The organism is Streptomyces botrytidirepellens, assembly GCF_003721215.1.
Classification (GTDB): Bacteria; Actinomycetota; Actinomycetes; order Streptomycetales; family Streptomycetaceae; genus Streptomyces; species Streptomyces himastatinicus.
Window position 1 is genome coordinate 25,318 of record NZ_RIBZ01000879.1, and the last position, 10,298, is coordinate 35,615.

The 10,298-nt window shown below is 72.5% G+C and carries 11 protein-coding genes; 5 read left to right on the plus strand and 6 right to left on the minus strand.

The features are described 5' to 3' along the window. Positions 1-19 precede the first annotated feature (19 nt). Positions 20-940, minus strand: a complete 921-nt coding sequence (locus EEJ42_RS48620) for a Gfo/Idh/MocA family protein (protein ID WP_123108534.1) — start codon at positions 938-940, stop codon at positions 20-22. 193 nt (positions 941-1,133) lie between these two features. Between EEJ42_RS48620 and EEJ42_RS48625 the strand changes: the two genes are divergently transcribed. The 4 genes from EEJ42_RS48625 (at position 1,134) to EEJ42_RS53660 (ending at position 3,681) form a co-directional block, all read left to right on the plus strand. Further along, positions 1,134-2,390 carry a YncE family protein gene (locus EEJ42_RS48625; protein WP_246098005.1) on the plus strand — a complete coding sequence of 419 codons (1,257 nt, stop codon included), beginning with the start codon at positions 1,134-1,136 and terminating at the stop codon, positions 2,388-2,390. Between the two features lie 89 nt (positions 2,391-2,479). After that, the gene (locus tag EEJ42_RS48630; protein WP_123108543.1) at positions 2,480-2,983 is read left to right on the plus strand and encodes a MarR family winged helix-turn-helix transcriptional regulator; all 504 of its coding nucleotides are present in this window, start codon (positions 2,480-2,482) and stop codon (positions 2,981-2,983) included. A gap of 12 nt (positions 2,984-2,995) precedes the next feature. Continuing rightward, positions 2,996-3,421 carry an MFS transporter gene (locus EEJ42_RS53655; protein ID WP_246098007.1) on the plus strand — a complete coding sequence of 142 codons (426 nt, stop codon included), beginning with the start codon at positions 2,996-2,998 and terminating at the stop codon, positions 3,419-3,421. Beyond that, positions 3,421-3,681 carry a hypothetical protein gene (locus EEJ42_RS53660; RefSeq protein WP_246098009.1) on the plus strand — a complete coding sequence of 87 codons (261 nt, stop codon included), beginning with the start codon at positions 3,421-3,423 and terminating at the stop codon, positions 3,679-3,681. The genes EEJ42_RS53655 and EEJ42_RS53660 overlap by 1 nt, the downstream gene beginning before the upstream one ends. 15 nt (positions 3,682-3,696) lie before the next feature. Here EEJ42_RS53660 and EEJ42_RS48640 read toward each other — a convergent pair whose 3' ends face one another. From EEJ42_RS48640 to EEJ42_RS48650, 3 genes are read right to left on the minus strand one after another with little or no spacing between them, the layout of a single operon-like run. Then, positions 3,697-4,071: a toxin Doc gene (locus EEJ42_RS48640; RefSeq protein WP_123108536.1), complete on the minus strand. Its 375-nt coding sequence runs from the start codon at positions 4,069-4,071 to the stop codon at positions 3,697-3,699. A gap of 2 nt (positions 4,072-4,073) precedes the next feature. Beyond that, positions 4,074-4,313, minus strand: coding sequence for a hypothetical protein (locus tag EEJ42_RS48645; RefSeq protein ID WP_123108537.1), 240 nt, complete (start codon positions 4,311-4,313; stop codon positions 4,074-4,076). 46 nt (positions 4,314-4,359) lie between these two features. Continuing rightward, positions 4,360-5,367 carry a carbon-nitrogen hydrolase family protein gene (locus EEJ42_RS48650; protein ID WP_123108538.1) on the minus strand — a complete coding sequence of 336 codons (1,008 nt, stop codon included), beginning with the start codon at positions 5,365-5,367 and terminating at the stop codon, positions 4,360-4,362. A gap of 237 nt (positions 5,368-5,604) precedes the next feature. Here EEJ42_RS48650 and EEJ42_RS48655 point away from each other — a divergent pair, with 237 nt between their 5' ends. Then, positions 5,605-6,591, plus strand: a complete 987-nt coding sequence (locus tag EEJ42_RS48655) for an aldo/keto reductase (RefSeq protein WP_123108544.1) — start codon at positions 5,605-5,607, stop codon at positions 6,589-6,591. Positions 6,592-6,613: 22 nt separating this feature from the next. On the opposite strand, the gene EEJ42_RS48660 is transcribed toward EEJ42_RS48655, so the two are convergent. Together EEJ42_RS48660 and EEJ42_RS48665 are read right to left on the minus strand one after the other, a co-directional pair. Further along, positions 6,614-8,482, minus strand: coding sequence for a cellulase family glycosylhydrolase (locus EEJ42_RS48660; RefSeq protein ID WP_425473098.1), 1,869 nt, complete (start codon positions 8,480-8,482; stop codon positions 6,614-6,616). A gap of 188 nt (positions 8,483-8,670) precedes the next feature. Next, positions 8,671-10,122 carry an FG-GAP-like repeat-containing protein gene (locus tag EEJ42_RS48665; RefSeq protein WP_123108540.1) on the minus strand — a complete coding sequence of 484 codons (1,452 nt, stop codon included), beginning with the start codon at positions 10,120-10,122 and terminating at the stop codon, positions 8,671-8,673. Between the last annotated feature and the right edge of the window lie 176 nt (positions 10,123-10,298).

Below are 10,298 nucleotides of genomic sequence, written 5' to 3' on the forward strand. Positions count from 1 at the left end.
TCCGGCCGTAGCCGGGGGCTCAGCTCGGTACGGCCGTGCGGCCCTGGCCCGGTACGGCGGTGCGGCCCTCGCGGCGGGAGCGGTCGGCGGCCTCCAGTACGGCGACCACCTCTCGGCCGAACCGCACGTCGCAGGCGTCGGCCACGCCGTCCCGGGCGCTCAGCAGCAGCCGGTCGACGGCCGCGCCGAACGCCTCCACCGCCGTGGTTCCGGGGTCGGGCACCTCGGCCGTGCCCTGTTCCCCGTAGAAGTCGCAGCCGAATCCGGTGGCGGCGGGCGGGGCGTCCAGGGTGAGCGCGAGGGTGCCGACCGCGCCCGAGTCGTGCCGCAGCAGTACGTGCGCGGCGCCGCGCGGTCCGTCGAGGGCGGTGACCTCGGCCACCGGGCCCAGCACCGGCAGCAGCAGGGACAGGGCGTGCGGCCCGACGTCCCACAGCCCGCCGCGTTCGCGGCGCCAGGGGGAGGCGCCGTAGGGGCTGCCGGTCCGGAATATGGAACCGAAACCGGTGGCCCGGCCGCCGTCCCAGCCTCCGGCCGCCGCGGCACGGTCCAGGAACGATGCGATGGGCGCGGCGAAGCGCCGGGTGAAGAAGACCACCGAGGCCGACGAGCGCTCCTCGGCGGCGGCCACGATCCGGTCGGCGGCAGCGGTGGTGAAGGCCACCGGCTTGTCGAGCAGCAGATGGCGCCCGGCCAGTGCGGCACGCTCGGCGAGGTCGCTCTGGATGTCCGGCGGGAGGGCGACGGCGACCGCCTCGACGTCGGCGATCAGCACGTCGGCGTCGGGATAGGCGCGGGTGCCGTAGCGGTCGGCCAGCGCCGCCGCCTTGGCCGGGTCGCGGCCCCAGATCCCGGCCAGTTCCGCGTCGGGGTGCGCGGCGAGCGCCGCGCCGTGGGTCTCGGCCGCCCAGTGTCCGGTGCCCAGCAGTCCGAAGCGCATCCTGCCCGCCCTTTCGCCCGGTTCGCCGCGGGGCGCTCCCCGCGGCCGGACGCGATCCTACGCCGCGGGCGGTACGCCGCTCACCTGCTTGGACGTGGGCGGGTGCCGGGGTGCGGGGGCGGTGACAATCTTGGGCCACGGCCCCGCCACAGCCCGGGCACGGCCGCGCTCCCCTCACCGCTGGAGGACGTCCGTGGCCAGCCCGACCCCCACCCCTTCGGGCCGTACGACGCGGCCTGCCCCGGGGCGCCGCCGCACCGCGACGCGCGCGGCCGCGGCGCTGCTGCTGTGCTGTGCTGCGGTGCCCGCCTGCGCCTCCTCCCCGGACCACGGCTCCCACCCGCGGAAGTCGGCGGCGCCGCACCACTCGGGCCGTGCGCAGTCCGCGGCCGAGAAGACCGAGAAGGCCGCCCGGGCCCGTCTGCTGCCGGGCATGCCCGCGCCGCTCGATCCGCACGACCTGTACGCGGCGGACCGGCCGAACAAGCTGTCGCGCACGGTGACGGGCTTCCCGTCGCGGGTGTACGTGCCCAACACGCTGTCGGACACGGTGAGCGTGATCGACCCGAAGACGTACAAGGTGGTGCGCACCATCCAGGTCGGCCACCAGCCGCAGCACGTGGTGCCGTCGTGGGATCTGAAGACGCTGTGGGTCAACAACGACCTCGGCAACACCCTCACTCCGATCAATCCCAAGACCGGTCGGGTGGGCCGCCCGGTGGACGTCCACGATCCGTACAACCTGTACTTCACGCCGGACGGCAAGCACGCCGTGGTGATGGCCTCCAAGGACCGGGCCCTGGTGTTCCGGGACGCGCACACCATGCGGGTGGTGAAGTCGGTGCCGGTGACGTGCTTCGGCGTCAACCACGCGGACTTCTCCCCCGACGGGCGGTACTTCATCGTCTCGTGCGAGTTCTCGGGCGAACTGCTGAAGGTGGACACGGCCCGGATGAAGGTGGTGGGTCAGCAGCGGCTGCCGCTCGCGGGGGCCATGCCGCAGGACGTCAAGATCTCGCCCAACGGCAAGACCTGGTACATCGCCGACATGGTGGCGAACGGCGTGTGGGTCCTGAACGGGGACACCTTCCGCCGCCCCCGGCTGCTGCCCACCGGCAAGGGCGCCCACGGGCTCTACGTCAGCAGGGACTCCCGCACGCTCTACATCTCCAACCGCGGCGAGGGCACCGTCTCCCTGCTGTCCTTCAAGTCCGGCAGGCTCACGGACCGCTGGCGGCTGCCCGGCGGCACCAGCCCCGACATGGGCGGGGTGTCCTCGGACGGCAAGGTGCTGTGGCTCTCGGGCCGCTACAACGGCGAGGTGTACGCGATCGACACCCGCACCGGGCGGCTCCGCGCCCGGATCCCGGTGGGCGGTGGCCCGCACGGGCTGGCCGTCTATCCGCAGCCGGGCCGCTACTCCCTCGGCCACACCGGCATCTTCCGCTGAGCCCGTTCCGCCGAGCCCGGCGGAATCGGCCGGCGCTGATGCATAGCCCGCCTATATAGACCCGTGATACGTATATACGTGTGGAATACATGCATCAGTCACGCTCGCCGGAAGCCCCGGACCCAGAAGGCGCCGCGGCCCGTGAGGAGGTCGCGGAGGCGCTGGAGCGGCTGGCGCTTCTCGCGGTGCGCCATCTGGCCACCCGGGACATCAGCTTCACCGCCGCCTCCACGCTCGGCCGCCTGGACCGGGAGGGCCCGGCCCGGCTCACCGCACTCGCCGCCGACGAGGGCGTCAGCCAGCCCTCGATGACCCAGCTGATCCAGCGGCTGGAGCGGCAGGCCCTGGTGACCCGGGTCGACGATCCGCACGACGGGCGCGTGGTGCTGGTGGCCATCACCGACGGCGGGCGTGCGCTGCTCGCCGAACGGCGCCGCGACCGTACCGCCCGGCTGGCCGGACTGCTCGCCACCCTGCCCCCCGAGGACGAACAGGCGCTCGCCACCGCCGTCCGCGCCGCCGCCCCCGCCCTCCAGCGGCTGGCGACGAGCGCGGGGCGGACCCGCAGGCCCCCGGGGAGTTCCGCTTCCTGAACGGAGCCCTACTTGTCCGCTGATCCCCGCACCCTCAGCCCCTTCAAGCAGCCCAAGGCCGTCTGGGCGGTCGCCTTCGCCTGTGTCATCTCCTTCATGGGCATCGGCCTCGTGGACCCGATCCTGCCCGCCCTCTCCAGCAAGCTGCGGGCCACGCCCAGTCAGGTGTCGCTGCTGTTCACCAGCTATCTGGTGGTCACGGCGGTGGCCATGCTGGTCACCGGTTTCGTCTCCAGCCGCATCGGCGCCAAGCGCACCCTGGTCGCCGGACTGGTGCTGATCGTGCTCTTCAGCGCGGCGGCGGGGGCGTCCGGCGGCATCGACGGGATCGTCGGCGACACCCCGAAGAACGGCCCGCGCCAGCTGATGCCGCCGAGTTCCCCGCCGAGCAGCGGGCCGACCGCAATGCCGATGACACCATCACCACCCAGGCGGTGATGACCGTCGCGCCCGTCGAACGGCCCGTCGCCTCGGCCGCGTACGGCTTCGTCCGCTTCATCGGCGGCGGGCCGGCCCCGTACGCCGCGGGCAAGCTCGCCGAGCGCACCGGGGTGCACACCCCGTTCTACGTGGGGGCCGCCGCCGTGGCGCTCGGCATCGTCGTCCTGTCCACCGGCCACTCCCTGCTCGCCGAGGCGGAACGGGCCCAGGCGGCGGAGGCACCGGCAGCCGAGGCCGCCTCGGTTCCCGCGGACTGAGCGGAAACGGCGCGGTCAGATGCGCCAGGAGCGGATGCGGCCCGCCGCGTCGAAGACGTCCGCCTTGCCGGACAGGATGTCGCGGACCAGGTCGATCAGCGCGCCGTACGGCGGGTCGATGCCCTCGCCGGACGCGTGCATGTAGGCCACGGCGGTCGCGCTGGCGAAGCGCGCGTTGCTCGCCGGGAGCGGCCGGAGCATGGCGAGCGTGTGCAGCAGCGCCGCGGCCCGCCACGCCGGGTCGGGATCGACACCCAGGCGCGGCGGGTCGACGCGGTGCCGGGCCACGGCGGCGACCAGCACCGAGAAGTCGGAGATGGCCGGCTGTTCGGGCAGGACTTCCTCATGGCGCTGGAGCAGCCAGGGGACGTCGATGTGCAGCGGCGGCATCGTCAGGCGGCCTGTCCCGGGTGGCGGTGTTCGTCGTCCGGGAACGCGTCCGCGAAGGCGTCCGCGGTGTCCGCGAAGAAGCGGCGGAAGACCTCGGCGCCTTCCTGGAGGGCGCGGTGGCGGGCGATGTCGGCGACGGTCGCCTCACGGACGAGGGCCTTCATCGTCGTACCGCGCTCCTTGGCGATCTGGCGGAGGTCCTCAAGTTCCCGATCGCTGAATTCCACGTTGAGTGCTGACATGCGGCACACCCTACGCGCCCGGTACCCCGACAGCAATCGTCGCAGCTCACATGATGTTTTTGTAGGTACTTGACAACGCGTCGGGGGCGTGTCCGCCGAGCGGCCGGGCACCGCCCTGATCGACCCGGACGAACGGCTCGCGCACCTCATGACTCGTCAGGGCGCGGTACGCGGCGGGGCGACGGAACGCGTTCCCCCACGTCTCACGGCGCCGGTAGTCGCGGAGCGCGTCGAGGTCGAAGACCGCCGGGTAGACGCCCTCGGCCTCGCCCGCCTCGACCACGAGCATGTCCCGGGAGCGCCCGTCGGCGAACGCGATGCCGTCGAAGGCGATGGAGTGCCCCCAGCCGGGGCCCGCGTAGTTGGCCATCGCCAGGGCGGTCATGTTCTCACTGGCACGGGCCCGGAACTGACTGAGCCGGTTGATCTCCAGATCGCAGGCGTTCGGAGTGAGGACGAGTTCCGCTCCGGCGAGCATCAGGGCCCGGGCGCTCTCCGGGAACTCCCGGTCGTAGCAGATCATCGCCCCCGTCATGACCTCGCCCGCCGCCGTGTCCAGGGCGCACACCTCGAAGCCGTGCCCCGGGGTGAGGACGGCCTCGGGCAGGTCGAAGGCGCACGTGTGCACCTTGGCGTAGGTGAGCGCGAGGCGGCCGTGGCGGTCGATGAGGGAGACGGTGTTGCGCGGCGGCCCGTCCCACCTCTCCAGATAGGTGAGCGCGATCGCCATGTCGAGTTCGGCCGCCAGCTCGCGGAAGTGGGTGACGAAGGGCCCGTCGCGGGTGATCGCCTCATCGCCCCAAACGGCCTCGGGCGCGGGCAGCGGCGGTGCGGGCGGCGCCCCGTCCCACAGCCGGGGGTGGCGGTAGCGGTCGCCGGTGGCCTCGTCGGCGACGGTCGCGCGGTAGCCGTTGCTCCACATCTCGGGGAAGAGCGCGACGTCCGCGCCGATGGCCTTGGCCCGGCGGCAGGCGGCCTCACCGGTGGCGAGGTTCGCCCGCAGGCCGCGGCCGGGAGGGGCGAGCTGGAGCAGGGCGACGGTCAGGGTGGTCATGGCTGGTTTCTCCTTCGTCGGCTGTTGGGAGCGGTGGCGAAGGAGTGACCGGCGGACCCCGGGCGCGGGGCTGGCGTCAACGCATGTCCGCCACGCTACCGGGCACCCGGGGTCGCTCGTAAGAGGGCGGTTCCCGGCGCACAGGCCGACGGCGCGCGCACGGCCGGTGAGGGTACGGTGAGCCGCATCACAGGAGATCACAGGAGATCGCGGGAATCGCAGGAGGAGAGCGTGACCATGGAGCAGCGGGTGTGCGGCCGGACCGGGCGCAAGGTCTCCGTCGTCGGGCTGGGGACCTGGCAGCTGGGCGCGGGCTGGGGCGATGTCAGCGAGGCGGACGCGCTGGCCGTGCTGGAGGCGGCCGTCGAGTCGGGGGTGACGTTCTTCGACACCGCCGATGTGTACGGGGACGGGCGCAGCGAGCAGCTCATCGGGCGCTTCCTGCGGGACCGGCCGGACGCCGGGATCTTCGTGGCCACCAAGATGGGGCGGCGGGTGATGCCGCAGGCCGCGGAGAACTACACGCTGGACAACTTCCGTGCGTGGACCGACCGTTCGCGCGCCAACCTGGGAGTGGACACGCTCGATCTGGTGCAGCTGCACTGCCCGCCGTCCTCGGTGCACGCCACCGACGCGGTGTTCGACGCGCTGGACACGCTGGTGGACGAGGGGCGGGTGGCGGCGTACGGGGTCAGCGTGGAGACCTGTGAGGAGGCGCTGACGGCGATAGCGCGGCCGGGGACGGCGAGCGTGCAGATCATCCTCAACCCGTTCCGGCTCAAGCCGCTGGAGCGGGTGGTTCCGGCGGCGGCGGAGGCCGGGGTGGGGATCATCGCGCGGGTGCCGCTGGCGTCCGGTCTGCTGTCGGGCCGGTACACCAAGGACACGCTGTTCGCCGACGACGACCACCGTACGTACAACCGGCACGGCGAGATGTTCGACCAGGGCGAGACCTTCTCGGGGGTGGACTTCGAGGAGGGCGTCGAGGCGGCGGTGGAGTTCGGGAAGCTGGCGCCGGAGGGCGCCACGCCCGCGCAGACGGCGCTGCGGTGGATCGTCCAGCAGCCGGGGGTGACCTCGGTCATCCCCGGCGCGCGTTCGCCCGAGCAGGCGCGGGCGAACGCGGCGGCAGCGGCGCTGCCGCCGCTGCCGCAGTCCACCCTGGACGCCATCGGCGAGCTGTACGACCGGCGGATCCGCGCGCAGGTGCACCACCGCTGGTGACGTGGCATGGAGGCCGGTGTCCTCAGAATCCCGCGTCCGCCGCCCATCGGGTCATCTCCCGCTGGGCGGCGGCGCGCAGCTCCGCGGAGGGGGCGGCGGTGCCGTCGGCGACCAGGGCGTAGTGCAGGGTGCCGGAGTCGGTGTCGGCGTCAGCAGGTACCGACAGCACCAGACGGCGGGCGTCGGTGCCGCCGGGCTCGGCCGCGGTGGCGATGGGGTGGTCGGCGGTGTGCCCCTGGGCGGTGTACGCGGGCGGGCCGGTGACGGTGCCCAGGTCGGAGACGACGGTGGTGGTGGCGGGGTCGAAGTCACGCGGCAGGTGCAGTTCGGTGGGGGCGTCGGTGTCGCCGTCGGAGCGCCACACCAGCAGGCCGTAGCGGCCGGAGCCGGTGAGCTTGGCGACGTTGGGGAGGGAGCTGGGGATGCGGTCCCAGCTGAGGGTGGTGCCGCCGTCGCGTGAGCGGTCCTCGAACGTGAACGCGAGCGTGCGGCCCGCCACCGCGCTCGGGTAGAGGCGGTCGAGCAGCCGGGCGTCCTGGCGCAGCCGGGCGTTGCCGGAGTCGTCGAGGCGTACGGCCGAGAGGTCCTCGTCGTTCCAGGCGTCGCCTTCGGTGAGGATCTTGCCGGTGTTGCCGTTCATCGCCTCGCGGTGGCGGCCGTTGTAGATGTCCCACTGCCACTGGTTGGAGGAGAGGGCGGGGCCGGAGGCGGCGGGCTTGGTCCACCAGGTGGCGCCGGGCAGGCGGGAGTCGAGCGCCTGGTACATGCCCTTGAGGACGGTGGGCGCCTTGTCGGAGGTGAAGCCGGTGAGCGGATGGCCGAACTCGCTCATGACCGCGGGGGTGTTGAGGGCGGTGGCGCGGTCGCGAACGGCGCCGAAGTCGGTCGAGTACTGGCCATCGGCGGCCTTCCCGGGCATGAAGATGCCGGAGATGGCCTTCTGGTCGTAGTAGTGGGTGTTGAAGACGTAACGGGAGCCGGGCTTCCCCACGTCGAGCAGTCCGCCCTCCTGGCGCTGGAAGTCCAGGTTGGAGTTCCAGAACATGTTGGGCTCCACGAAGGCGGGCTTGTCCCGCCAGCCCGCGGCGTCCATGCGGGCGCGGAACTTCTCGTAGAACGGCCACAGCACGTTCTTCTCCCAGGTGCGGCTGTTCTGGCCGTTGTCGTAGACGCCCGCGTAGGGCTCGTTGAGCGGATCGAAGCCGGTGACGCGGGCGAACGCGTCGGCGGGGAGGTGCTGGGCGACGTAGGACATGGTCTTCTCGGCGGTGGCGAGGAAGGCGTCCTGGACGCGCACTGTTCCCGCGCTGGTGGTCAGGGCGCGGTTGGCCCAGAAGTCGCGGGTGGCCTTCATGACGGCCTGGTTCTGGGTGATGTTCTGGCCCCAGTGGGCGCAGATGCCGCAGGACTCCTTGCCGTAGCCGCCCGCGTCGACGACCCACTTCGGGGCGCCGTCGCCGCTGTACCAGCTGTCCTTGTCGAAGATGTGGCGGGAGTAGAGGTCCTGGTGGAAGTCGGGGTACACCCGGATTCCGGCGTCGAGGAAGGCCTTCATCTGGGCGGTGACCTGCTCCAGGTAGCCGGTGTCCACCTCGCCGGGCCGGGGTTCGGCGTGGGCCCAGGAGAGCAGGAAGCGCACCGAGTTCGCCCCGGTCAGGTTCCGCATCGCGGCGGCGGACTTCCGGGCGTCGGCGACGGTGGCGAAGGGGAGGCCGTTGTTCTCCTCCAGTTTGGTCTCGCCGGAGACGTTGAAGCCGCGGAGCACGACCTCGCGGCCGTGGCCGTCGGCGAACCGGGTCCCGTCCGTGGTCACCTCGTCCGCGGCCCGCCCGTCGGACCAGGGCGGCTCGGCCGCGGCCGCCGGGGTGCCCGGGGCCACAATCGCGGCCACCAGCAGAACGGCCGTCCCGAGCAGCCCTGTACGGCCCGCTCGGGACCGGCCGTTCCGTATGCCTGAAGTCGCGGTGCCTCGCGTCGCATGCGTCGCCATGGACACTACCGTCCAGTAGACATGAAGAATCGTCAACTAGCGGCGGTCAGTGGATCGTTCGGCGTTCGCGACGCATCGGGACAATCGGGTTACCGCGGGAAACCGCTGCCCAGGGCCGCGCCCGCTTCCGGGGCGCCGAGCCCGTCGGGGCCGAAGGAGACGATGCCGTCGGTCGTGAGACCGGCCGACGTGCCACGCAGCGCCCAGGCGGCACCGCTGGAGGTCTGGGCGCCGTCCTCGCCGGGGGCACCCACGGACAGGTCGCTCTTGCCGTCGCCGTCGGTGTCGGCGTGCTGGACCGCCGCGCCGAAGTAGTCGCCCGCCTCCGCGGCACCCGGGACCCCGGCGGTGTCCTGGGTGAACGCCTGGGCGCCGGTTCCGGACAGCCCGCCCGAGCCGCCGTACAGCTGGACGACGCTGCCCGCGTCCGTCTGACCGGCCTCCAGGTCCTCGTACGGGATGCCGACCGCGACGTCCGCGTAGCCGTCGCCGTTGACGTCGTCGGCGCTGATCGAGTAGCCGAACTGGTCGCCGTCCTCATTGACGCCCGGCACGCCCGCGGTGTTCTGGTCGATGGTCGCGGTGCGGGTGGTGCTCGGGCCCGAGGCGGTGCCGTAGAGGACCTTGAGGGTGCCGTGGTCGTACGGGAGGTTCTCGACGACGTTGCCCGGGACGGTCCGCAGAACCAGGTCGCCGCGGCCGTCCTTGTCGACGTCGCCGATGGCGGCGGAGGCGGCGTCGGTGAGGTGGACGGGCTTCGCCAGCTCCGCGCCGCCCTTGAAGAACAGGGTGGACTGCGACATCTCCTCGAAGGCGTGGGTGGAGACGAGGTCGTCCTTGCCGTCGCCGGTGATGTCGCCCGCGGTCAGGCTGGTCGGCACGTCGAACCGGCCGGTGTCGCCGACGGTGCTGCCCGCCTCCTTGCCGTCGCGGGTGAACGGGCCGAAGCGGACGCGCAGTCCGGCCGACTCGTCGTCAGTACCCTCGTTGAGGGTGACGGTGTCGACCAGGTCGGCCTGGCCGTCGCCGTTGAAGTCGCCGCCGACGATGGCGCTGTAACCGAACGAGTCGCCGTCCCCGGCAGGCAGCTCGGTGCCGCCGGTAAGCCCGTTCGCCGACCCCCACAGGACCGTGATGGCGGGCTTGTTGCCCGTCTGGACCGCCAGGTCGGTGTAGCCGTCGCCGTCCAGGTCGCGGGCCACGGTGGTGTCCCCGAAGCGCGCGGACGCGGCGGGGTCACCCGGGACGCCCTCGGTGGCCCGGCTGACGACCTGTCGGTGACCGGTGTCCGCGCCGGAGGCCGAGCCGTAGACGACGGCGACGTAACCGGCCTTGGCCTGGCCGCCCACGGTGCCGCTCGGCGCGGAGACGGCGAGGTCGGCGCGTCCATCCTTGTTGAAGTCGACCCGTGGCGCGGAGGCCGCGGCGGTGGCGCGCGCTTCGGCGGCGCCTGCCGAGGGGGCGGCGAGTAAGGCGGGGGTGGTCACAAGCGCGACCACCGTCGCGCAGCGCGCGACGGTGGAAAGAGAACGGGACCGCACAGATCCTCCAGCTCGTTGGTGAGCGTTTACCTCATGTACACCCACCAGGACAGCCGGAGTCGCCGAACGGTTGCGCATGGAGACCTAGGGAATCCCCTAGGGGACGTCTTGTCGATCATGGTGTGAGCCAGATGAGTGTGCTGGCCAGGGTGAGGACTGCGTGGAAGCGGTCGGGC

Coding starts and splice junctions, on each gene's coding strand:
- EEJ42_RS48620 (WP_123108534.1), bottom strand. CDS start 940: ATGCGCTTCGGACTGCTGGGCACCGGACACTGGGCGGCCGAGACCCAC.
- EEJ42_RS48630 (WP_123108543.1), top strand. CDS start 2,480: ATGCATCAGTCACGCTCGCCGGAAGCCCCGGACCCAGAAGGCGCCGCG.
- EEJ42_RS53660 (WP_246098009.1), top strand. CDS start 3,421: ATGACCGTCGCGCCCGTCGAACGGCCCGTCGCCTCGGCCGCGTACGGC.
- EEJ42_RS48640 (WP_123108536.1), bottom strand. CDS start 4,071: ATGCCGCCGCTGCACATCGACGTCCCCTGGCTGCTCCAGCGCCATGAG.
- EEJ42_RS48645 (WP_123108537.1), bottom strand. CDS start 4,313: ATGTCAGCACTCAACGTGGAATTCAGCGATCGGGAACTTGAGGACCTC.
- EEJ42_RS48650 (WP_123108538.1), bottom strand. CDS start 5,367: ATGACCACCCTGACCGTCGCCCTGCTCCAGCTCGCCCCTCCCGGCCGC.
- EEJ42_RS48655 (WP_123108544.1), top strand. CDS start 5,605: ATGGAGCAGCGGGTGTGCGGCCGGACCGGGCGCAAGGTCTCCGTCGTC.